Genomic DNA, 22,687 nt, shown 5'->3' with positions numbered 1-22,687 from the left:
TGGTGGCGCGGTGCGATGAGATCGTCGTCTGAGTGACGAGCCCGGCCTGACTGATACGCCGGTCAAGGGTGAGCTGCTGGGTTCAGGTGGGTGGTGGCACGGCCTCCGGGGGCGTGGAGGGCGATCTCGGCAAAGTGGGGGTCACCGGTTGTCGTTTGCTCCGCCGGGTGACATCGCAGGGGACACACTGATGTCTGCGGCCATCGCTCGGCGTTCCTCCGGTTCTTTCAGGCCCTCGGAGGATCTTGCGGTGGCCGTCACCATTTCTGCACGAGGCATTGGGCGGTCAGGTTTTCGCTCCCGAGTCCTCCACCGTGGATGTCGCCTCGTCATCTCTGTGAGCTCGGCAGACGTTCGGGCGGCATCCCCTGTGTTCGGCCGAGGGCCGGGGCGATGCCGCCTGAGTGGGTGAGGTTGTTTGGGTTCGGGTGAGGGTGGCACGATCGTCGTGAGTGCGGGGAACGGAGGTACGCGTGGGCAGGGATGAGGTGGTAGCCGAGTTCGGGCGGTACTTGCGGTTCGAGCGCGATCTTTCCCCGCACACGGTTCGGGCTTACCTGGTAGATGTCGGTTCCCTGCTCGATCACCTGAACGGGCCGATCGAGATGTTGGACATCGGGACGCTGAGAAAGTGGCTGGCCGATCAGCACGGGGAGGGCAAGGCGCGGGCCACTCTGGCGCGAAGGGCCGCCTGCGCTCGTACGTTCACCGCTTACTGCCATCGCCGTGGCTGGCTGCCGGCGGACCCCGGGTTGTTGCTCGGGAGTGCCAAGGCGCCTCGTTCTCTGCCCTCCGTACTCGATCAGGAACAGGCGCGGGCCGTCCTGGACGCGCCGGCCACGGCGGAGCCCAAGGAACTGCGGGATCAGGCTCTTCTCGAGCTGCTGTACGCCACCGGCGTGCGGGTGAGCGAGCTGTGTGCGCTCGATGTCGACGACGTGGACCGCGACCGGCACGTCATCAGGGTGATGGGCAAAGGGCGCAAGGAGCGGTCGGTGCCGTTCGGATTGCCTGCGCTCCAGGCGCTGGACAGGTGGTGTATTTACGGGCGGCCGCGGTGGATGCGGCCGGCGTCGGGGCCGGCGCTCTTCCTTGGGGTGCGTGGTGGTCGTATCGACGCGGGGACGGTCCGGCGGGTGGTCCATGCTCGGCTGGCGCAGGTGGACGGGGCACCGGACATGGGACCGCATGGGTTGCGGCACACGGCGGCGACCCATCTGCTCGAAGGTGGCGCGGATCTTCGTAGTGTTCAGGAACTCCTTGGACATGCGTCCTTGAACAGCACGCAGATCTATACACACGTCTCGATCGAGCGTTTGCGTTCCGCCTATCGGCAAGCTCATCCGAGGGCTTGATGCTCCTGCTCAGGGGACGGGGTTCCGGTTCTGCTTCTCCTGGGGGTGGCTGGTTCATCGTTTTCATGGAGATTAGTCCTCCTCATGGGGGCGAGACCGTGAGCGGCGGGTGCGGGGTCCTCCGCCGTGGCGTCTGTGGCGATTTTTGCGGTGCCGGCCTTCGCGCGGGCTGTGCCCGCTCGTTCTGGCTCGGTGGTGGCGTCGGCGGTGGAGTGCGCCGATCAGAAGGAATGCCCCCAGCAATGTGAGGGCCAGGCCGATGGCGGGGGCTGCATGGGGCGACGAGTTGCCGGTGAGGTAGCCGTTCAGAGGGCTGGGTGGTGTCGCGCCGGGGGACTTGCGCGATGCGGTGGATGCGGCGAGGCGGTGTGGTGGGTTGTGTGTCGCCGCCGTTGCGACTGGTAGGTCATGGAGTGGCGACGGCGGGGTCGTTCGTGCCGGAGCGGAGGGCCAGAAGGGGAGGAGGCGGATGGGGACGTGGCCCAGGAGGAGCAGCGGGTTGAGGTAGCGGGCGTCGCGGAGGAGGCCCCAGTGCAAGCAGGACTCCTGGCAGTGGCTTCCTGACGGTTCGATGACGCCTAGCTCGGCTCCTGTTGTGAGTTGCTGGCCCCGTTTCACCGATGCGGCGACCGGCAGGTATGTCGTCCGAAGGCCGCCCTCGTGATCGATGGTGACCACGCCTTTCCCCGCTACGGCGCCGGCGAAGCGGACCGTGCCCGGTCCTGCCGCCAGGACCGGGGTGGACGCGGGGGCGGCCAGGTCTATGCCGCGGTGCCCGGCGAGCCAAGGCTCTGGAGGCGGGGTGAAGCGGCGGAGGATGCGGGGGTGACCGTCCAGCGGCCAGCGCCAGTCGGGAGGGGAGGCCCGTGCTGGGGGAGCGGCGAGGGGGATGACGGCGATCGCCAGAACGAGGGCCGGCAAGGCGGTCCGGGATTTCATGGCGGGAGTTTCGTCGAGAAGCCCGGGACGGCGTAGGGCCGAGCGTCGTTCTGTTGATGACGGGTCGACGTGGCGGACGCCCTGTGGATAGTCCGTCGGCGGTGTGCGGATCAGGTCCAGCCGTGGCGTTTCATGGCAATGAGGTCGTCCACGGAATGAGGCGTCGGTCGGTCTGGAGGGCGGGGGCGGTGCGGGCGTAGCGGGGAGGCCCAGATCCAGAGAGCGCTCAGGGCCATGCCTCCCGCGCAGATGAGGATCACCGGCCGGAGGCCGAGGAGGTCGGCGGCCAGGCCTCCCGCCAGGCCGCCCAGGGCCAGGACGCCTTGGACCGCGAAGGTCGTGGTGGCGTTCACGCGGGCGCGGAGCTCCGGGGGTGTCTCGCGGAGGCTGATCGCGCCCATGCAGGTGGCGAAGGCCACCACGATGCCTCCCGTGACGAGGCCCGTGACCGACAGCAGAGAGAGCTTCCACCAGAGAGGACCGGTCAGGAGGCCTACCGTCAGGATTTCGATCGGGAAGAAGAGTACGGCGATCAGCAGAATGCGGTTCTCGCCGTAGCGCTTCGCCAGGCGGGCCGTGATCCAGGCGCCCAGGAGGCCGCCCACGCCACCCAGGGCGATGAGGATGCCGATCATGCCTTTGGGGATGCGCAGGGTGTTCAGCATGTACAGCATGTAGACGGCCGTGTACGCCATGGCGAAGAAGTTGATCGTGATGCCTGCCGCCATCAGCGCGCGCAGCACCGGGTGGACGACGACGGCTCGCAGGCCCGCCATGACGTCTCGCCCCATGCCCCGCGAAGGCGCCGGCTTGTTCCGCTCGGGCGTGCGGATGCCGCGCAGCAGCAGGGCTGACGCCAGGAACGACAGTACCTCCGCCAGGACGGCCAGCGGGGCCGTGAGTCCCTGGATCAGGAGGCCGGCCAGGCCGGGGCCGCCGACGGAGGCGACTGAGTAGGAGGCGTGGAAGCCGGCCATCGCCTCCGTGCGCCGCGCCGGCGGTACGACGGCCGCCAGGTGCGGGAAGTTCGCCGCACGGAAGAGCACACCGGCAGTGCCGATCACCAGGGCTACGGCGATCAGCCACGGGATGTTCAGGAGGCCGAGGAGCCAGGCCAGGGGGACCGTGGTGGCGGCCGCGCAGGAGACCAGCTCACACGCGATCATCAGCGGGCGGTGCCGGGAGAGGCGATCGGCGATGGCGCCCGACTGGAGCCCGAACAGGAGGGCGGGTGCCGAGGCGGCCGCGGTCAGCAGTCCCATCTGTGATGGGGAGGCGGTCAACAGGGTCACCGCGGTCAGGGGGATGGCGAGCTTGGAGACCTCCGAGCCGGTGATCGAGACCGTACGGGCGGTCCACAGCAGGCGGTAATCGCGTTGCCGGCGCAGGGGAGGCGGTTCAGGAATGACCTGCCCGGATTTATGAAGGGTTTGCTTCATAAACTATGAAAGTAACCCTTCATAGTTCTGAAGGCAATGTTTCACATCGAGGGCCGGGTACTTTTGTCGCATGACTCGGGACAGGGATGGGCTCAGCGATCCCAAGGCGATGCGGGCGCTGGCCCACCCGGCGCGGCTGATGATCCTCAACCGGCTCAAGATGGAGGGCGACGCCACCGCCACGGAGGTGGCGGAGATCGCCGGCATCACGCCCAGCGCCGCCAGTTATCACCTGAGGATGCTGGCCAAGTACGGCTTCGTGGAGGACGCGCCGCCCCGGGGCGACGGCAGGGAGCGGCTGTGGCGGGCCGTGGAGGGACCGCTCAGCGTGGGGCTTCTGCCGAATGACCAGGCCGATGTCCGGGATGCCAAGCTGCTGCTGATGATGGCGTTTCGTCGCGAGGCCAACGATGAGGCGGATCGCGCGATGGGCAACGTTCACGAGCCGCCTGAGTGGCGTGACGCGACCCGCTTCAACCGGTCGTGGATCAGGGTGTCCGCCGAGGAACTGGCGCGGCTCAACGAGGAGATCGAGAAGCTGATAGAGCCGTACATCCTGCGCCGGCGTGGCGAGAAGGACGCGCCGAGCGGAGCCAGGATCGCCGAGGTGCAGTTCAACCTCTTCCCGGTGGCGAAGCGGGTCGTTCCGGGGCTGCCCACAGAGGATCACGACGCGGTGAGCTGACGCGCACCCGCCTGCCGTGCGGGAGGCAGGTGCGCGTCAGCGCGTTCCGTCCGATGCCGGTGGACGCGTCACTCCACGGGCGGTGGCTGGCAGGTGGTGCCCTTGGCCGGCGGGCGGAGGGAGATCAGGTACCGGTTGGCATGGGCGATGGTGCACTGGTTTCCGCTGCGGTAGAGGCCGTGGCCGGGACCGTTGTAGCGGATCGTGGACGAGCCCGGGACGCGGGCCACGATGGAGGCGACGTCGTCGTGGTCGGTCCAGGTGCCCGCGCCGACGAACGGCGGGAGCCGGTCGCCCGGCATCGGGGTCGGGGGGTTGGTGACGGGTGTCGGCCATCCCACGCAGCCGAGCGAGTGCCAGAGCTCGTTACCGGCGAAGTTCGGTGAGAGCCTCTCGCTACGCGCCTTCAGTTGCTGGTACTCCTCGTAGCTGGTGAATCCCAGCCCGTCGGGGCAGTGGGTCATGCTCATGCCACGGAACAGGGGGACCTTCAGGCTCTTCGTGGCCTGCTCGACGTAGTCGGCGAAGCCGCCGGCGTCCCCGGCCACGGCCTGCTCGACGGCCTTGGCGAAGCGTTGCCAGTTGGGGAAGTCCGGGGCGGGGCCCGGGCTGATCAGATCGGGCGCGGCGGCGACCTTGAGGTCGAAGCCGTTGTAGGCGACCTGCTTCCCCTTCACGACGGGCGAGCGCCGCACCGGGACGGGTGAACGGTCGGCGGCGGTGGTCAGGCCGCGCCAGACGGCGCCGGCGTCGCGACCGTGCAGGGCGCAGGTCGTGGTGGACCGGCACCAGGCGGCGAAGCGGGTGAACTGGCCCTCGACGCCCTCCGCTTTGAGCCGCTGCTCCATGGCTCGGTCGGCGAGATGGTCGATGGCGCCGTCGACGAACATCGCGCGCACGCCCTCGGGGAACAGCCGGGCATATGTGGTGGCGACCGCGCCACCATAGGAGTTGGCCACGAAACTCAGCTTCTGCTCGCCCAGGGCGACGCGGATCGCCTCGATGTCCCTGGCGACGGAGGCCGAGTCCAGGTTGTCGAAGTATTCAGGGTCGGCCTTGCGGCACTGTTCGGCGGATGCCCGGTTCCGCGCGGCCAGCCTGTCGTAGTCGGCGCGGCCGGCGGGCAGGGTGATCCAGGGACCGCTGGTGAGGCAGCCGAACGGGATGACGCCCCGGTCTATGGTGTTGCGCGGGGCGAGGCTGACCACGTCGAAACGCCGGCGCAGAGCGGTGAAGACGGCGCCCTTCTGCTTGAGGGTCTCGATGCCCGAGGCGCCCGGCCCGCCGGGGGTGAAGAACACCGTGCCGATCCTGCGGTGCGTGCCCGTGGCGGGGAGCCGGGCGACCTCGATGGAGATCTTGCGGCCGGTCGGCCTCGACCAGGCGACCGGCACGCGGACGGAGGCGCATTCGAGGTCTCCGCCACAGGACTTCCACGAGAGCGCGGAGGTGGCGGCCGGCCATGCCCGCAGCTCGCCGTACGGTCGCACGGGCGCCTCGCCGCCCAAGGCGGTCGGCGGGATCACCAGGATGGCCCCCAGCAGGGCCGTCACCATGCCGCCGCCGAGCAACGGTGTGCCCGCGCGGCCCCGTGCCGAGATGGCGACCGCACCGGCGGTGAGCGCCACGACCGGGTAGGCGAGCAGCAGGGCCAGCGCCGCGAACGGCGTGAGGATGCCGGGGGCGCCTTCGCCGGCCACCTGGCCGGGCAGGGTCTCGAACATGAAGGAGGCCATCTTCGCGCCGGTCTCGTTCGGCAGCGCCTGGGCCACGATCGGCAGGACGAAGAGGATCACGATGAGTGTGACGAGCGCGCCGGCCGTGGAGCGGATGGCCGCGCCGAGGCCGAGCCCGATCATGGCGGCCAGCGGCATGGCCGCCCCCGCGACCAGCAGCTCGGCCGCCACGCCCGGTTCCGACAGGCCGGCACCCAGCGTGGTGCCGTCGATGGTGATCTGATCTGCGCGATCCCCCAGCACGGCCTGCGCGGCGAAATGCATGCCGAACACGAGCACCTCCCCCGCCACCAGGGTGACGGCCGCCAGGGCCGGGATCTTGGCGAAGAGGAAGAGAAGCCGCTTCGGCACGACCACCAGGCTCGTGTTGACCAGGCCCGTCGCGTGCTCGGAGGTGATCGACAAGGCGCCCAGGGCGGCCATGACGAAGTACGCGACCGGGAGCCCGGTGCCGAGCCCGGCGCGGATGCCGTCGAAGCTCAGCCTGTCGTCTCCGGTCTGGCCGTCGAAGCCCCGGGAGACCATGTACGCCAGCCCGGCGCACAGCAGCACGGACAGAAGGGAGAAGGCCAGCAGGTAGAGATTCGATCTCAGAGTGCGCAACTTCAGCCACTCGGAGGCGATGGCGTTCCTCATCGCACGGCCTCCCTCATAGCCGCTCCGGCGGCGAACTCCACGTCGCCTTCCGTCAGTTTCATGAACGCCTCCTCCAACGAGGCGCCGCGCGGCGTGAGCTCGTGCAGCGCGATCCCGTGCGAGAGGGCCAGCTCGCCGATCCGCGGACCGTCCAGGCCCATGACCGACAGCCCTCCGTCCTCCTCGCGCACGTCCGCCCCGCCGGCTCTCAGCACGCCGGCCAGCGCCGGCTGGTCCGCCGCGCGGACCAGCATGCCCTGCTCGAACTGCGACACCATCTCCGCCATCGCGGTGTCCGCGATCAGCCGGCCGCGGCCGATGACCACGACGTGGTCGGCGGTGAGCGCCATCTCACCCATCAGATGGCTGGAGACCAGGACGGTACGCCCCTCGGCCGCCAGCCGCCGCATCAGCTCCCTGATCCAGCGGATGCCTTCGGGATCCAGCCCGTTGACCGGCTCGTCGAACATCAGCACGCCCGGGTCCCCGAGCAGCGCGGCCGCGATGCCGAGCCGCTGGCGCATGCCCAGCGAGAACCCGGCGATCCGCCGGTCGGCGACCTCGGCCAGGCCCACCTGCTCCAGCACCTCGCCCACCCGGTCGCGCGCGATGCCGTTGCCGCGGGCCAGGCACCACAGGTGCGCGGCGGCGGTGCGTCCCCCGTGCACGGCGCCGGCGTCCAGCAGGGCCCCGACTTCGCGCATCGGCCGCTGGAACGAGGCGTACGGCTGGCCGCCCACGAGCGCCGTGCCGCTGTCTGGGCTCTCCAGGCCCAGGATGGCGCGCATCGTCGTGGACTTGCCCGCGCCGTTGGGACCGAGGAAACCGGTCACCATGCCCGGGCGCACGGTGAACGTCAGGTCGTCGACCGCGAGCGCGGCGCCGTACCGCATCGTCAGAGCGGTCACTTCGATCATGGGCTGTCCTTCGTTTCGATTGCTTGAAGAACAGCCTCGGGGCGTGGGTCCGCCGGCTCCATCGGCCTGCCACCACAGCGGAGGTGGGAATTCGCCCCCTCCCCGGGTAGGGCTAGGCCTACCGTCTTCGTGGCCGTGAGCGGGCAGACTGATTCAGGTGATCAGGATCCGGCACGTCGTCGAGCCCTTCGCGGGGCTGCTGCTGAACGCCGTCACGGGCGTGGCGGCGTGGGGGCTTCTGCTCCTGCTCGGAGGATGCGCGGTGCTGGTCCCGGTGGGCGGTCGGAGGTTGCGGCCCCGCGTTCTGGCCGTCATCCGTGCGCTGGCAGGGTTCCAGCTCGACTGGGCGGCGCGCGTGCTCGGCCGCGAGGTCACCGGAGCGCCGGAGCGGGTGGGGCACGGCATGGGCCGCGGGCGGCACCGCGCGGACGGGAACGGGCGCGCGGTGGCCTGGCTGGCGGCGCAAGCCGTCGTCGGACCGGCCTGCCTGATCTCCCTGGGGCTGGCACCGGCTGCCATCGGCATGATCTGGCGCCTGCGTCTCATGGAGAACAGCCGGCCGCGGACACTCGCCCTGTCGCTGGCGATCGTCGCGATCGCGGCTCTCACCCTGTGGGCGATCCCGCGCCTGCGCACGCTGCAGGCACGCCTGGCGGAGCAGTTCCTGCGGCCCCCGGACACCTGGGAGGACCGGGTCAGGGCGCTGACCGAGTCCAGGGCCGCGGTCGTGAGCGCGCAGGCGGCCGAAGTGCGCAGGATCGAGCGTGATCTGCACGACGGCGCGCAGGCCAGGCTGGTCGCTGTGCGGATGAGCCTGGGGATGGCCAAGAGCGCCGGCGAGCCGGAGAGAGTCCGCGAGCTGGTGCAGGAAGCCTGGGAGGCGGCCGGACAGGCGCTCGTCGACCTGCGCGACCTCGTGAACGGCATCCATCCCCCGGTGCTCGCCGACAGAGGGCTCGCCGGAGCGATCCAGTCCGTCGCGCTGCTGTGCCCCATTCCGGTCGAGGTCGACATCGACCTGCCCGGCCGCCCGGAGCCGCCCGTCGAGTCCGCGCTCTACTTCGCCACCGCCGAGGCACTGACCAACGTCGCCAAGCACAGCGCCGCCACCAGGGCATGGGTACGGTTGCGACAATCGGCGGGCGTCCTGCGGCTGATGGTGGGCGACGACGGGCGCGGCGGGGCCTACTCGGCGGCGGGCAGCGGCCTCGACGGCATCAGGCGCCGGCTGTCGGCCTTCGACGGGACGCTCGGCGTCCACAGTCCACCCGGCGGCCCGACCGAACTCACCATGGAGATACCGTGCGCGTTGTCATCGCCGAAGACCTCGCCCTCCTGAGGGACGGGCTGGTCCGCCTGCTGTCGGCGTACGGGTTCGACGTGGTCGAGGCGGTGGACAACGCGCCGATGCTGCTCGCCGCGCTCGACCGGCACCGGCCGGACGTGGCCGTGGTCGACGTACGGTTGCCGCCCACCTGCACCGACGAAGGGCTGCGCGCGGCACTGGAGGCCCGCAGGCGGCGGCCCGGACTTCCGGTGCTGATCCTCTCCCAGTACGTGGAGCAGCTCTACGCCCGCGAGTTGCTGTCCGACCAGGCCGGCGCGGTCGGTTACCTGCTGAAGGACCGGATCGGGGACGTGGAGCAGTTCGTCGAGGCGGTGCGCAGGGTGGCGGCGGGCGGCACCGCCATGGATTCGGAGGTGATCGCCCAGTTGCTCACCCGCAGGCGGCGGGACGAACCGCTGGGCCGGCTCACCCCGAGGGAGAACGAGGTGCTCGCGATGATGGCCGAGGGCATGTCGAACGCCGCGATCGCCGCGCGACTGTTCGTCACGGACAAGGCGGTCAGCAAGCACACCAACAACATCTTCGCCAAACTGGGGCTGCCGCCCAGCGACGATCACAACCGGCGCGTCATGGCGGTGCTCGCCTACCTCGAGGCGGACCCCGGATGATCCTTGGGCGGTGACAGAGGGGACAGGACGTCCCTTTGACCTCAGACGGTCAGCCTGGGGCGGTGTGGGAGGTAGACTTTTCGATGGCCTGTGACCACAGGCCGACTTCGCATGTCCCACCGCGGACCGCGCCATCGGTCCGGGCTCATCGCCCGGCTGGAGCGGGATCGGGGCATCAGGGCGGCAGCCTATGCGCTGCCGCGACACAACCGAGAACCGCGCCCATCCGCAGGGCGCCCAGACCTGGAGGACCAGCAGATGGCCCCCGTCGTCACCATGCGACAGCTGCTCGAGAGCGGCGTTCACTTCGGTCACCAGACCCGCCGCTGGAACCCGAAGATGAAGCGCTTCATCTTCACCGAGCGCAACGGCATCTACATTATCGACCTGCAGAAGTCGCTCTCCTTCATCGATCGTGCGTACGACTTCGTGAAGGAGACCGTCGCCCACGGCGGCACGATTCTGTTCATCGGCACCAAGAAGCAGGCTCAGGAGGCCATCTCCGAGCAGGCCTCGCGGGTCGGCATGCCCTACGTCAACCAGCGCTGGCTGGGTGGCATGCTCACCAACTTCTCCACCGTGCACAAGAGGCTGCAGCGTCTGAAGGAGCTCGAGGAGCTCGACTTCGACAACGTCGCGGGCTCGGGGCTCACCAAGAAGGAGCTCCTCATGCGCCGTCGTGAGAAGGACAAGCTCGAGCGCACGCTCGGCGGCATCCGGGACATGGGCCGCGTGCCCAGCGCGGTGTGGATCGTCGACACCAAGAAGGAGCACATCGCGATCAGCGAGGCCAAGAAGCTTGGCATCCCTGTCGTCGCGATCCTCGACACCAACTGCGACCCCGACGAGGTCGACTACCCGATCCCGGGCAACGACGACGCCATCCGCGCCGTCGGCCTGCTGACCAGGGTCGTCGCCGACGGTGTCGCCGCCGGCCTGATGGCCCGCTCCGGCGCCGCCCGCGGTGACGAGAAGCCGGCCGCCGCCGAGCCGCTGGCCGAGTGGGAGCGCGAGCTCATCGAGCAGGGCACCGGCGAGCGCGCGGCCGATGAAGCCGCTCCGGCGGAGGCTGCTCAGGCCGAGGCTGCTCCGGCCGAGGTCGCCGATGAGGCTGCTCCGGCGGAGGCCGCTCCGGCCGAGGTCGCCGATGAGGCTGCTCCGGTCGAGGCCGCTGCCGAGGAGACCGCTCCGGTCGAGGCCGCCGCCGAGGGCGAGACCGAGCAGCAGGCCTGACAACCCGATGGCAACGGCGACGCCGCCGTTGCCACGGGCTCGGGCGAAGGCAAGACGAGCCACATCTGAAGAGCGGCGCATCACCAACCGGCAAGGCACGCGTCCGGACTGGGCAAACGGCCGAGCCGGGCACGGCGAGCCGGATCACACGGCGCCACGGTCAGGCGGTAAGCCAGGCCGTGGCGCGGCGAGCCGGCCGCATGGCACCTCAGCCGGACGGCCGGCCAGGCCAAGGCAGTCAGACGGCCGGCCAAGCCAAGCCAAGGCAGCCAGTCAGACGGCCGGCCAAGCCAAGCCAAAGGCGGCGCGGCGGTCGTGCCAGGCTGGGGGCCGAGGCGGCGCGGCGGTGGCCGTGCCAAGCCGGGCCGTGGCTGTGAGGTGTGGCCGAGCTCAGGTGGTAGGCCGCGGCGAGGCTGGGCAGTATGCCAGCGGAGCAGCGGCGAGCCGCCCCGAGCCCCGAGCACGACAAAGGCTCCTGTACGGCACGCGCCCGCAGTGCCGAACAAGGGTGGGCACCGGATCCCCGGCGTCCACCCGATCCACGACGACGAAATCCCACAAGGAAAAAGAGCAATGGCTTCCGTGAACATGGCCGACGTCAAGCGGCTTCGCGAGATCACCGCTGCCGGCATGATGGACTGCAAGAAGGCTCTCGAGGAGTCCGACGGCGACTTCGACCGCGCCATCGAGCTGCTGCGCCTCAAGGGCGCCAAGGACGTGGGCAAGCGCGAGGCCCGCACCGCCTCCAACGGCCTCGTCGCGCTCAAGCAGGACGGCGACTCCTCCGCCGCGCTGCTGGAGCTCAACTGCGAGACCGACTTCGTGGCCAAGGCGGAGCGTTTCCAGGAGCTGGCCAACCAGGTCGTCGCGCACGTCCTGGAGTCCAAGCCCGCCGACGTGGCGGCGCTGCTGGAGTCCTCCTTCGACGGCAAGGCCGTCAAGCAGCACCTCGACGAGGCCAACGTGGCGCTCGGCGAGAAGATCGAGATTCGCCGCTTCGCGGTGCTCGAGGGCGGCTACATCGGTGCGTACATGCACAAGACCGACCCCGCGCTGCCGCCCGCCGTCGGCGTGCTGGTCCAGCTGGACAAGCCGAACGCCGACGTCGCCAAGGACATCGCGCAGCACGCCGCGGCCATGGCCCCGCAGTACCTCAAGGCCGACTCGGTGCCGGCCGAGGTCGTCGAGAAGGAGCGCAAGCTCTTCGAGGAGATGACCCGCGAGGAGGGCAAGCCCGAGGCCGCCATCGGCAAGATCGTCGAGGGCCGGGTCAACGGCTGGTACAAGGACTTCACGCTGCTCCAGCAGGCGTTCGTCAAGGACAACAAGAAGAGCGTCGGCAAGTACGCCGAGGAGAACGGCGTCGAGGTCCTCGGCTTTGTCCGCTTCAAGGTCGGTCAGGCTTAGGCTTAGGCAAGCCACCAGCCCAACGATCCACCGAATGAAGGAGGCCGCCGCCGTGCAGGACCACCGGGAGCCAGCCCACGAATCCACACGGACGGCGGCTTCCTCATCCCAAAACCCGCTCAACCACCTGAGGTGGAAGCGGGTGATGCTGAAGTTGTCGGGCGAGGCGTTCGCCGGCAATGAGCCGCTGGGCATCGATCCGGGGGTCGTCGATCACCTGGCCGATTCGATCGCCGAAGCGGTCAGGGAAGGCGTGCAGGTCGCCGTCGTGGTCGGCGGCGGCAACATGTTCCGCGGCGCCACGTTGTCGCAGGGCGGCATCGACCGGGCCAGAGCCGACTACATGGGCATGCTCGGCACGGTCATCAACTGCCTGGCCCTGCAGGACTTCCTCGAACGGCGGGGCGTCGAGACACGCGTGCAGACCGCCATCACCATGCAGCAGGTCGCCGAGCCGTTCCTGCCGCGCCGCGCCATCAGGCACCTGGAGAAGGGCCGCGTGGTGATCTTCGGCGCCGGGCTCGGCTCGCCCTACTTCTCCACCGACACCGCGGCGTCCCAGCGCGCCCTGGAGATCGGCGCCGAGGCGCTGCTCAAGGGCACGCAGGTGGACGGCATCTACGACTCCGACCCGCGGAAGAACCCGGACGCGGTCAGGTTCGACCATCTCGACTACGGCGAGGTGCTGCTGCGTGACCTCGCGGTCATGGACGCCACCGCGATCAGCCTGTGCAAGGACAACGATCTGCCGATCGTGGTCTTCGACCTCATGGGCGAGGGCAACATCCTGCGAGCGGTACGCGGTGAGAAAATCGGCACGCTGGTGAGTCCCGCAGGGAAATGACGGAGCGAGCCCGACACCGCCAGCTAGAAGACGACAGGGAGCCGCTGTGATCGACGAAACCCTCCTCGAAGCCGAGGAAAAGATGGACAAGGCCGTCTCGGTCGCGAAGGAGGACTTCGCGAGCATCCGGACGGGCCGGGTCACCCCCTCGATGTTCAACAAGATCAACGCCGAGTACTACGGCACGCCGACGCCGATCCAGCAGCTGGCGTCGTTCCACGTGCCCGAGGCTCGCATGGTGCTGATCCAGCCTTACGACAAGAGTTCGATGACTGCCATCGAGAGGGCCATCCGCGACTCCGACCTCGGCGTCAACCCGACCGACGACGGCCACGTGATCCGCGTGACGTTCCCGGAGCTGTCCGAGGAGCGCCGCAAGGAGTACATCAAGGTCGCCAGGAACAAGGGCGAGCACGCCAAGGTCTCGATCCGCAACATCCGCCGCTCCGCCAAGGAGATCCTCGACAAGATGATCAAGGATGGCGAAGCGGGCGAGGACGAGGTCCGGCGGGCCGAGAAGGAACTCGACGACATCACCCAGAAGCACGTCGCCAAGATCGACGAGCTGCTCAAGCACAAGGAAACCGAGCTGCTCGAGGTCTGAGCGGCCCGCGGCGCGGCCCTCGCCCCGGAGGCGGGGGCCGTGGCTCTTGGAGAACTCTGTGGAAGAACGTACGGCTGGCACCAGCTCGAGCGGCGGCAGCCGTACCGGAAGGAACCTGCCTGCCGCGATCGCCGTCGGGGTGGTGCTCGGCGCGCTCGCGCTCGGCTCCCTCTACACGGTCAAGGAGCTGTTCCTCCTGGTGATCGTGGGTGCCGTGGGCGTCGGCGTGGTGGAGTTGACCAGGGCGTTCGCGACCCGTGACATCAAGGTGCCGGCCGTGCCCGTGCTGGCCGGCCTGGTGACGACTCAGGCTGCGGCGTACTGGGGCGGGCCGGTCTGGCTGCTGGCCGCGTTCGCGGTGTTCGCGTTCGTGCTGCTGATCTGGCGGATGTTCAGCCACGGGCCGGAAGGCTACGTACGCGACGCCACGGCGTCGGTGTTCACGCTGTTCTACCCCGCGCTGCTGGCGGGGTTCGCGGCCATGCTGCTGCGGGCCGAGGACGGCGACCACCGGGTGGTGATCTTCCTCGCGGTGACCGTGGCCAGCGACATCGGCGGTTACATCGCGGGCGTGCTGTTCGGCAGGCACAAGATGACGGCCATCAGCCCGAAGAAGACCTGGGAGGGATTCGCCGGGTCGGTGATCGCGTGCACGGCGGTCGGGGCGTGGCTGGTGACGTGGCTGCTCGAGGGCGAGATCTGGCAGGGGGCGTTGATCGGCGCGCTGGCAGCGCTGCTGGCGACCGTGGGCGACCTGATCGAGTCGATGATCAAGCGGGATCTCGGCATCAAGGACCTCGGCACGATCCTGCCCGGCCACGGCGGGCTGATGGACAGGCTGGACTCGCTGGTGACCACGCTGGTGCCGGTCTGGCTGCTGATGACGTTGTTCTTCTAGCGGTGTTGTGCTTCGAGCGTTTCCCTGGTGACAGGGGTCAGCCACAGCCACCGTACGGCCTCGCCGCCGAACGCGAATCCTGACATGTCAGGCATGTGGGGGGTTTTGGCCAGCATCTGCACACCCGAGTACTGCGGTCCCAGCGGGAACGTCGACGGCTCGTGATACCACTTCGCCGTGTGCCCGTGGCCGAGCCACGTGACCGAGTGCCATGGATACTGGGCCAGCCACACCAGCAGCAGCGCCGCGTCCTTCGGATCCTCGCGGGTGGCCACGGCCAGCTCGATCCTGGCGTACGCGCCCGGCTGGTCGATCCACTGCTCCACCGTCGGCATGCGCTGGCAGCTCATCCCCACCGTGGACAGCACGGTGAAGTCACGCTTGCCGTGCGGCGGGCGCTCGGTGATGCCGACGGTCGGCAGCCGCTCGCCGCTGGCGTCCCAGTATCGGCCCGCGGGCCCCAGCGCCCGGTCCAGATGCCCCATGACGAACTGCTGGAACGACGGCCACGACCCCTCGCCGTGCCGCCAGCGCCAGTAGGACTTGGCGTTGGAGATGCGCGGATCCAGCCCTTCGAGCGCCTCCGACAACGCCCAGGCGAACGGCGACTCGCCCACCGCGTCACGCGCGTACCCCGGCATGCCCCTGCTCATGTCCGCCCAGCCGGGGATGACCGCGAGCAGGTCGTCGTCCTCGTACAGCGCGACGCCGTCGCCTTCCTCGAACCACAACGCGGTGAGCTGCCCGAGCGGGCGGCGACCGTCCGGGTGCAGTGTGTTGGCCCGGGGCATCAGCGGCGGCAGGCCGGCGTTGATCCTGGCGAGGTCCACCACGGCGGGGGCCGGGCGGTGGTTGGCCAGCCAGACGGCGCCGTGGACGGTGCCGTCGGGAGAGCACAGGTAAGCTACCGAGGAGTCCTCGTCACGCTCGACCACGAGCGTCCGGCTCCCGTACGGGTTGCCGGCGGCGAGAACCACCTCGGCGCCACCCTCGCCAGACGCCGACCGAAAAATCGCCATACGTGTGCACTGTAGATCCGGTTGAGACCATGACGCGAGCAGGAATGCCACCTCCGATCCGAACGTTCATTACCCTGGTCGGCAACCCTCGAAGCAAAGGCAGTTAGGCGATAACAGTGTCCCAGCCCCCAGGTCAGCTCACCTTCGTCGCGCCGCGCCGGGCCAAGCCCGCCCGGCATCTGGCCGACCTGTCGATGGCCGACCGGCGGGCGGCGGTGACCGAGCTGGGCGAGAAGGCCTTCCGCGCCGACCAGCTCTCGCGCCACTACTTCGAGCGCCTCACCACCGACGTGGGCGCGATGACCGACCTGCCCGCGGACTCCCGCGAGAAGCTCTCCACGCTGCTGCCCACCCTGCTCACCCCGGTCCGGGAGCTGGCCACCGACGGCGGCACCACGCGCAAGACACTGTGGCGGCTGTTCGACGGCGCGCTGGTCGAGTCGGTGCTCATGCGCTACCCCGACCGGGTCACGATGTGCGTGTCGTCCCAGGCCGGCTGTGGCATGAACTGCCCGTTCTGCGCCACCGGCCAGGCGGGCCTGACCCGCAACATGTCCACCGCCGAGATCGTCGAGCAGGTCGTCGCCGGCGCCAGGACGCTGGCGGCCGGCGAGGTGCCCGGCGGGCCCGGGCGGGTCAGCAACGTCGTGTTCATGGGCATGGGCGAGCCGCTGGCCAACTACAAGCAGGTGATCGGCGCGGTCCGCCGCCTGGTCGAGCCCGCGCCGCACGGTCTGGGCATCTCCGCGCGCGGCGTCACGGTCTCCACCGTCGGCCTGGTGCCGGCCATCGGCAAGCTCGCCGACGAGGGGCTTCCGGTCACGCTGGCGCTGTCGCTGCACGCGCCCGACGACGAGCTGCGTGACACGCTCGTGCCGATCAACACGCGGTGGAAGGTCTCGGAGGTGCTCGACGCCGCGTGGGCGTACGCGGCACGGACCAAGCGGCGGGTCTCGATCGAGTACGCCCTGATCAAGGACATCAACGACCAGGAGTGGCGGGCCGACCTGCTCGGCAAGCTGGTCAAGAACAAACTGGTGCACGTCAACCTCATCCCGCTCAACCCGACGCCCGGGTCCAAGTGGACGGCCTCGCGGCCGGAGGACGAGCGGGCGTTCGTCCGGCGGCTGCAGTTCCACGGCGTGCCGGTGACGGTGCGTGACACGCGCGGGCGCGAGATCGACGGCGCCTGCGGGCAGCTCGCCGCGGCCGAATAGGTCACCGTCCGAGCCGCCGCCAGACGTAGAACGCGAGGGCGAGCAGGCACCACGTGAGCGAGACGGCGGCCAGCTCGGGAAAGCGGGCGAGGAGGTCGCCGTCGTTAGCGGCCCGCATCCAGACGACGACCGGGACCGTGAGCCAGTACAACGGCGAGGCGCTCAGCAGCAGCATCAGCAGGAAGCCGAGCACCAAGCCCATGATCGACAGGGCCGGGGAGGGCAGGATCGCGCGGCTGGTGAGCGCGCCCAGCCCGGTCCCCGCCAGCGCCGCCAGGGCGTGCAGGGCAAGGCCCGCGCTCAGCACGCCGGCCCTCGGGGTGCCGCTCATGCCGAGCAAGAGCGCCGCGGCCAGCCCGATCCCGGCGAGCGCGGCGCACGTCGTGAACGCCGCCACCAGCCCGGCGGCCACCTCCCTGGCTCGACTGCCCACCGCCACCGCGGACAGCTCGCGCTGCTGGTCGGGCTCGGTGTCGAGGAGGCTGCGCGCGGCCCAGGCCAGGATGGGGATCATCAGTACGGCGGTGTCGGTGAGCACGCCGACCTCCGCGCCGCGTGGCGCCCGGCTGCCGTTCAGGATCGCCAGCATGGCCAAGGCCAGCAGGAGGGCCTGGTAGACGCGGTGGGAGCGGACGTAGGCCGCCAGGCGGAACGTGGCCAGGGCGATCATCCGGTCTCCTCGATCTCCCGGGCCTGGTAGCCCTCGCCGCGCATCCTCGCCAGGAAGTGGTGGAGCTCGCCGGCGGGCAGGGTGACGGCGACGGTGGCCAGCGCCCGCCCGGCCGCGCCGCCCTCGGGGGATACACCGGCTTGGGGGGACACGGCGGCATCCGCGGTGCCTGCGGCCTGCACTGAGGCGGCTGTTTCCCCGGGAGCGGCGGTGTTGGCGGTGTATGTGGCGCTCACGGTGTATGTGGTGCTCGTGGTCCGCGTCGTGCCGGCGGCGGAAGCGGCGAGCGCGGGGGCCGGCGTGCTTTCCTTGAGGCGGCCGTCGATCAGGGACCAATGGCGCACGGTGGGAAGGCGGCGCAGGCCGCCCTGGTGGTCGCTGGCGACCACGATGCCGCCCCGTGCCGCCACCTCGGCGGCGATCTCGGGCAGCGCCTCACGCGTTTCGGCGTCGAGCCCGGCGAACGGTTCGTCCAGGATCAGCAGCCCCGGCTCCGCCATCAGCGCCTGGACCAGGCCGACCTTGTGGGCGCTGCCCTTCGACAGCTCACCCAGCGGCAGCGCCAGGAGGTGTCCCATGGTGAGCCGCTCGGCCCACGGCTCCCATCGGGCGCCGCCGCGTACGCGCGCCATGTGGCGCAGGTACGCCGTGACCGTGAACGGCTGGCCAGGGGGGAAGCGGTCCGGCGCGAATCCGACGACCGCGGGACGCCCGGCGATCGTGCCCTTCGTCGGCCCGGCGAGTCCCGCCAGCAGCCGCAGCAGGGTCGACTTGCCGGCTCCGTTGACGCCTGTCAACTCGATCACGTCGCAGGGGGAGAGCTCGGCGTCGGCGTCGTGGATGACGAAGGGTTCACGCCTTCGGTAGCGGAATGAGACCTTGGACAGTCGCATGGTGGTGTAACGGTATATGTCGGGTCGCATGGGCGCGATAAAGAGCCTCACAATGGAGGTAACCCCCAGCACGATTCAAGAGGAGTGCGCTTGAACCGCTTTCCGCGCGTCATGGGTATGCGTTCAGGCTATGACCCCGTGGAAGTCGATGCTTTAATCGGCCGCATCGAATCCACCTTAGGCAGGGGACCGCACACCTTGGACCCCGTCACCGCCGATGAGGTGCGGGCGGCCACCTTCCGCGCCAGGCGCGGCGGCTACCAGGAGACCGCGGTCGACTTCGCCCTGGAGGCGTTCGTGGTCGCCCTGGAGACCCAGGCCAAACGGCCCGTACGGCTGGCCATGGCCGAGCCCACCGGCGAGTTGCTGCACGAGGAGTGGTTCGAGACCCAGGCCGCCCGCGTCGAGCGGGTGGCGTTCCGCCCGGGGCGGATGGGAACCGGCTACAACGAGGACGAGGTCGACGCCTTCCTCGACCGCGTCGTGGCCACGTTACGCGGCACGACCGAGTTCCCGGTGACGGCGAAGGAGGTGCGGCAGGCCAAGTTCTCCACCGTGCTGTTCAGGTCCGGCTACCTCATCGCGGACGTCGACTCGTTCCTGGCGGACATCGCGGACGTGCTGGAACGGCGCGGTTGATCCACACGCGGCGGACGCCCGGCCGGTGCGCGGGGACGTCACCCACAAGGTGCTGAAAGACAGCGTGACGGCAGGCGGCCCGCGCAGCAGAGCCACGATCACGGACGTGACCGGGCGGCCGGGAGCTCAGAGGACTTCACCTGCGCGATCGGCGGCAATCCTGGTCAGCCGGGCGGGGCGAGGTGCGGGTGCTGGGAGCGTTTGCTCGCCGCGTACTCGTCCCGGATGGCGCTCGGCGTCCCCACCTGGGCCACGGGCACGTCCCACCACGCCTCCGAGGAGGGCGCGTCGTCCGCCGTCCGGTCGGTCCGGACGTAGATCACCGTGGTGACGGTCCCCGAGCGTGCCGCGTCGAGGGCCTTGCGCAGGTCGGAGACCGACTCCGCGCGCAGCACGGACGCGCCGAGGCTGGCCGCGTTCGCGGCCAGGTCCACCGGCAGCGGGCCGCCGTCGAAGCGGCCGGCGCCGCGGTAGGCGTACGAGGTGCCGAGCCGCTGCGCGCCGACGCTCTCCGACAGGTGGCCGATCGAGGCGAAGCCGGAGTTGTCCACCAGGATCACGGTCAGCTTGATGCCCTCGGAGATGGCCGTGACCAGTTCCTGGGCCATCATCAGGTACGAGCCGTCGCCCACCAGCACGAACACCTCGCGCTGGGGGACCGCCATCTTGACGCCCAGCCCGCCCGCGATCTCGTAGCCCATGCACGAGTAGCCGTACTCCACGTGGTAGCTGCCGGGGCCGCTCGGCCGCCAGAGCTTGTGCAGGTCGCCGGGCATCGACCCGGCCGCGCACACCACCACGCCGTCGTCGCCCGCGGCCGTGTTGACCGCGCCGATCACCGCGGACTGCGGCAACGGCGAGCCCTCCAGCGCGTACGCGGCGTCCACGGCCGCGTCCCACGCCCGCGTCAGCTCGGCGACCTCCTCGCGGCGGGCGGCGGGAGCGCTCCAGCCCGCGCACGCCCCGGTCAGGTCCGCAAGGGCTTCGCGGGCGTCGGCGACGAGCTGCAGGCCGGAGAGCTTGGCCGCGTCGAAGCCGGTGACGTTGAGGTTCACGAAGGCGGCCCCGGGGTCGAAGAGGCTCATCGAGGCCGTGGTGAAGTCGCTGTAGCGGGTGCCGACGCCGATGATCAGGTCGGCCTCGCGGGCCAGTGTGTTGGCGGCCGTGGTGCCGGTGGCGCCGATCGCGCCGACGGCGAGGGGGTGCCCGTACGCGAGCGCGCCCTTGCCGGCCTGGGTCTCGGCCACCGGGATGCCGTACGTCTCGGCGAAGATCCGCAATTGCTCCGTGGCCTCGCTGTAGATCGTTCCGCCACCCGCGATGATCAGCGGGCGGGCGGAGGACTTGATCCTCTCGGCCGCTCGCGCCAGGGCGGCCCGCTCGGGGCGCGGCCGCGGGATGTGCCAGACGCGGTGCGCGAACAGCTCGTCCGGCCAGTCGTACGCCTCCGCCTGCACGTCCTGCGGCAGCGCCAGCGTCACCGCGCCGGTCTCGGCCGGGTCGGTGAGCACCCGCATGGCCGCCAGCAGCGCGGACGGCAGCTGCTCGGGGCGGTTGATCCGGTCCCAGAAGCGGGAGACCGGCTTGAAGCAGTCGTTGACCGAGATGTCGTACGAACGCTGGTCCTCCAGCTCCTGGAGCACCGGTCCGGCCACCCGGGTGGAGAAGATGTCGCCGGGCAGCAGGAGCACGGGCAGCCGGTTGATCGTCGCGCCCGCCGCGCCGGTGATCATGTTGGTGGCGCCGGGCCCGATCGACGTGGTGCAGGCCAGGGTGGCCAGGCGGTTGGCGGCGCGGGCGTAGGCGGCGGCCGTGTGGACCATGGCCTGCTCGTTGCGGCTCAGGTGGTACGGCAGGTCCTCCGCCGAGGTGGCCAGCGCCTGGCCGAGCCCGGCGACGTTGCCGTGGCCGAAGATGCCCATGCAGCCGCCGAAGAACCTGCGCTCCGCGCCGTCGCGCTCGCTCCACTGGTTGGCGAGGAAGCGTACGACGGCCTGCGCGACGGTCAAACGGGTCATGAGGGTCCTCCTGAACGGCGGTCTGGGGTCTGTGAACCGGCCCTCGCATCAGGTCCTCCACCCTCCACGGGCTTCACCAGACTGCTCTCCTAGGAGGTACGCGCGAAAACGCCTTCGGGCCCATTTTCGCGACGGCGACTCGGAACGTACGTTGGCTGCGGGAGCGTCCGGGGCCCGGCTCCTTGCTCCGGGCGGTCGGTGAGCGGCCGCGGAGGCGGCGATCCACCGCGCCTCTTTACCGGAATTCGGCCAACCCTTTATGTCATGTGGATGTCATGACATATTGGCGATGACTGCCCCCTCAAGGGAACGGGTTCAACGTACGCGTCATCGAGTGAGTGCTATGAGACCGTGGTGGGACGGGGAACGAGTGTGAGAGGGCACTGGAGCCTGGACGACCGGCTGGAGCGGATCCTGCGCGAGGTGCCCTTCGACGTGCCCCCGGGGACCGCCGCGGTGACGGTCCGGCTGGGGTACGACCGGTCGCAGGGGGTGATCGACCTCGGGTGCGGCTCGCCCGGCGGCTTCCGCGGTTGGTCGGGGGGTGCGCGGGACGAGTACGTGATCACCGCCGACTGGGCGACGCCCGGGTACCTGCCCGGCGCGCCGGAAGCCGGGACATGGCACGTGTGGTTGCGGCTGCACCGGATCCCGCCCCACGGGCTCGACTTCACCCTCGACGTCTCCGCTGAAAACGTCGCCCCGCCCGAACCGGTCGTCGAGGAGCCGCCGCACGGAGAGCGTCCGCCCCGGAGGGACATCCCTGATATCGACGGCATGCGGTGGTTCGCGGGGGACTTTCACGCCCACACCGTGCACAGCGACGGGAGCCTCACCATCGCCGAGCTGGCCGAGCTCGCCCACGGGCGCGGCCTGGACTTCCTGGCCGTCACCGACCACAACACCGTCAGCCATCACCCCTGGCTGGCCAAGACCGACCGGGGGGTGGCCCTCATCCCCGGACAGGAGGTCACCACCGACCGGGGCCACGCGAACGTCTTCGGTGACGTCGGCTGGGTGGACTTCCGGCAGCCGGCCGACTCCTGGGCCGAGCACGCCGAACGCACGGGCGGCCTGATCTCCGTCAACCACCCGCTCGGCGGCGACTGCGCCTGGCTGCTGCCGATCAGCCGCCGCCCCCGCGTCGCCGAGGTGTGGAGCTCCGGCTGGTGGGACCGCCGCTGGGGCGCCCCGCTGGCCTGGGCGGACGCCTGGCGTGACGACGTGATCGCGATCGGCGGCAGCGACTTCCACCGCCACGGCTCCGACGGCCTGCCCGGCGCGCCCACGACCTGGGTGCTGGCCGAGGACGCGGGCGCGGTGCTGGACGGCGTACGCGCGGGACGCACCGCCGTCTCGGCGGGCCCGGACGCGCCGCTGCTGCTGCGGCTGGGCGAGGAGTTGCTGGCACTGGACGCCGACGGCCTGGTGCTGGTCCGGCCCGGCGGCGCCCGGCGGGTGATCCGCGGCGAGCGGGCGCTGGTGCCGGCAGGCGCGGGACCGCACCGGCTGGAAACCTACGAGAACGAGGTGATCGCGCTATGCGAGTGAGTGCCGGCGGTGTAAGACGAACGAGACCGCC

Annotated in this window: 20 protein-coding genes; 12 read left to right on the top strand and 8 right to left on the bottom strand. The window is 70.3% G+C overall.

Features of this window, described 5'->3' with window-relative positions; translation table 11 throughout:
• Positions 1-473: 473 nt before the first annotated feature.
• Positions 474-1,355 carry a tyrosine recombinase XerC gene (locus ACIBX3_RS00335; protein WP_397111574.1) on the top strand — a complete coding sequence of 294 codons (882 nt, stop codon included), beginning with the start codon at positions 474-476 and terminating at the stop codon, positions 1,353-1,355.
• Positions 1,356-1,427: 72 nt separating this feature from the next.
• Here the strand turns inward: ACIBX3_RS00335 and ACIBX3_RS00330 are convergent, their stop codons facing one another.
• Positions 1,428-2,294, bottom strand: coding sequence for a murein hydrolase activator EnvC family protein (locus tag ACIBX3_RS00330; RefSeq protein WP_397111573.1), 867 nt, complete (start codon positions 2,292-2,294; stop codon positions 1,428-1,430).
• A 110-nt stretch (positions 2,295-2,404) separates the two neighbouring features.
• Positions 2,405-3,733: an MFS transporter gene (locus ACIBX3_RS00325; protein WP_397111572.1), complete on the bottom strand. Its 1,329-nt coding sequence runs from the start codon at positions 3,731-3,733 to the stop codon at positions 2,405-2,407.
• Positions 3,734-3,803: 70 nt separating this feature from the next.
• On the opposite strand from ACIBX3_RS00325, the gene ACIBX3_RS00320 reads away from it, so the two are divergent.
• Positions 3,804-4,418, top strand: coding sequence for an ArsR/SmtB family transcription factor (locus tag ACIBX3_RS00320; RefSeq protein WP_397111571.1), 615 nt, complete (start codon positions 3,804-3,806; stop codon positions 4,416-4,418).
• Between the two features lie 68 nt (positions 4,419-4,486).
• Here ACIBX3_RS00320 and ACIBX3_RS00315 read toward each other — a convergent pair whose 3' ends face one another.
• Positions 4,487-6,790: an alpha/beta fold hydrolase gene (locus ACIBX3_RS00315; RefSeq protein ID WP_397111570.1), complete on the bottom strand. Its 2,304-nt coding sequence runs from the start codon at positions 6,788-6,790 to the stop codon at positions 4,487-4,489.
• Positions 6,787-7,707, bottom strand: coding sequence for an ABC transporter ATP-binding protein (locus ACIBX3_RS00310; RefSeq protein ID WP_397111569.1), 921 nt, complete (start codon positions 7,705-7,707; stop codon positions 6,787-6,789). Before ACIBX3_RS00310 ends, ACIBX3_RS00315 begins: the two co-directional genes overlap by 4 nt.
• 157 nt (positions 7,708-7,864) lie before the next feature.
• On the opposite strand from ACIBX3_RS00310, the gene ACIBX3_RS00305 reads away from it, so the two are divergent.
• From ACIBX3_RS00305 to ACIBX3_RS00275, 7 genes are all read left to right on the top strand, one after another.
• Entirely contained in the window at positions 7,865-9,046 is a 1,182-nt protein-coding gene (locus ACIBX3_RS00305; protein ID WP_397111568.1) for a sensor histidine kinase, read from the top strand.
• Positions 9,010-9,663: a response regulator gene (locus ACIBX3_RS00300; RefSeq protein WP_397111567.1), complete on the top strand. Its 654-nt coding sequence runs from the start codon at positions 9,010-9,012 to the stop codon at positions 9,661-9,663. Before ACIBX3_RS00305 ends, ACIBX3_RS00300 begins: the two co-directional genes overlap by 37 nt.
• Positions 9,664-9,921: 258 nt before the next feature.
• Positions 9,922-10,896, top strand: coding sequence for a 30S ribosomal protein S2 (rpsB, locus tag ACIBX3_RS00295; RefSeq protein WP_397111566.1), 975 nt, complete (start codon positions 9,922-9,924; stop codon positions 10,894-10,896).
• Positions 10,897-11,469: 573 nt separating this feature from the next.
• Positions 11,470-12,303, top strand: a complete 834-nt coding sequence (gene tsf, locus ACIBX3_RS00290; protein ID WP_397111565.1) for a translation elongation factor Ts — start codon at positions 11,470-11,472, stop codon at positions 12,301-12,303.
• 145 nt (positions 12,304-12,448) lie between these two features.
• Entirely contained in the window at positions 12,449-13,147 is a 699-nt protein-coding gene (pyrH, locus tag ACIBX3_RS00285; RefSeq protein ID WP_397111564.1) for a UMP kinase, read from the top strand.
• Between the two features lie 46 nt (positions 13,148-13,193).
• A complete protein-coding gene (gene frr, locus ACIBX3_RS00280; protein WP_397111563.1) occupies positions 13,194-13,751 on the top strand; it encodes a ribosome recycling factor in 558 nt (185 codons plus the stop codon).
• Positions 13,752-13,809: 58 nt separating this feature from the next.
• Positions 13,810-14,649, top strand: a complete 840-nt coding sequence (locus ACIBX3_RS00275; RefSeq protein ID WP_397111562.1) for a phosphatidate cytidylyltransferase — start codon at positions 13,810-13,812, stop codon at positions 14,647-14,649.
• Here ACIBX3_RS00275 and ACIBX3_RS00270 read toward each other — a convergent pair.
• Positions 14,646-15,668, bottom strand: a complete 1,023-nt coding sequence (locus tag ACIBX3_RS00270; RefSeq protein WP_397111561.1) for a suppressor of fused domain protein — start codon at positions 15,666-15,668, stop codon at positions 14,646-14,648. The two genes, ACIBX3_RS00275 and ACIBX3_RS00270, sit on opposite strands and share 4 nt — an antisense overlap.
• A gap of 116 nt (positions 15,669-15,784) precedes the next feature.
• Here ACIBX3_RS00270 and rlmN point away from each other — a divergent pair, with 116 nt between their 5' ends.
• A complete protein-coding gene (rlmN, locus tag ACIBX3_RS00265) occupies positions 15,785-16,885 on the top strand; it encodes a 23S rRNA (adenine(2503)-C(2))-methyltransferase RlmN (protein ID WP_397111560.1) in 1,101 nt (366 codons plus the stop codon).
• A 1-nt stretch (position 16,886) separates the two neighbouring features.
• Here rlmN and ACIBX3_RS00260 read toward each other — a convergent pair whose 3' ends face one another.
• Positions 16,887-17,555 carry a hypothetical protein gene (locus tag ACIBX3_RS00260; protein WP_397111559.1) on the bottom strand — a complete coding sequence of 223 codons (669 nt, stop codon included), beginning with the start codon at positions 17,553-17,555 and terminating at the stop codon, positions 16,887-16,889.
• Entirely contained in the window at positions 17,552-18,478 is a 927-nt protein-coding gene (locus tag ACIBX3_RS00255; RefSeq protein WP_397111558.1) for an ATP-binding cassette domain-containing protein, read from the bottom strand. The genes ACIBX3_RS00260 and ACIBX3_RS00255 overlap by 4 nt, the downstream gene beginning before the upstream one ends.
• Before the next feature lie 168 nt (positions 18,479-18,646).
• Between ACIBX3_RS00255 and ACIBX3_RS00250 the strand changes: the two genes are divergently transcribed.
• Positions 18,647-19,087 (top strand): DivIVA domain-containing protein, encoded by a 441-nt coding sequence (locus ACIBX3_RS00250; protein WP_397111557.1) that lies wholly within the window; start codon positions 18,647-18,649, stop codon positions 19,085-19,087.
• 164 nt (positions 19,088-19,251) lie between these two features.
• Here the strand turns inward: ACIBX3_RS00250 and iolD are convergent, their stop codons facing one another.
• Positions 19,252-21,105, bottom strand: coding sequence for a 3D-(3,5/4)-trihydroxycyclohexane-1,2-dione acylhydrolase (decyclizing) (iolD, locus tag ACIBX3_RS00245; RefSeq protein ID WP_397111556.1), 1,854 nt, complete (start codon positions 21,103-21,105; stop codon positions 19,252-19,254).
• A 372-nt stretch (positions 21,106-21,477) separates the two neighbouring features.
• On the opposite strand from iolD, the gene ACIBX3_RS00240 reads away from it, so the two are divergent.
• Positions 21,478-22,656, top strand: a complete 1,179-nt coding sequence (locus tag ACIBX3_RS00240) for a CehA/McbA family metallohydrolase (protein ID WP_397111555.1) — start codon at positions 21,478-21,480, stop codon at positions 22,654-22,656.
• The last annotated feature ends 31 nt before the right edge of the window (positions 22,657-22,687 follow it).

Source organism: Nonomuraea sp. NPDC049480, assembly GCF_044465905.1.
Classification (GTDB): domain Bacteria; phylum Actinomycetota; class Actinomycetes; order Streptosporangiales; family Streptosporangiaceae; genus Nonomuraea.
Note: the sequence above shows the minus strand (reverse complement) of the source record. Positions and strands in the feature narration are given on the sequence as shown.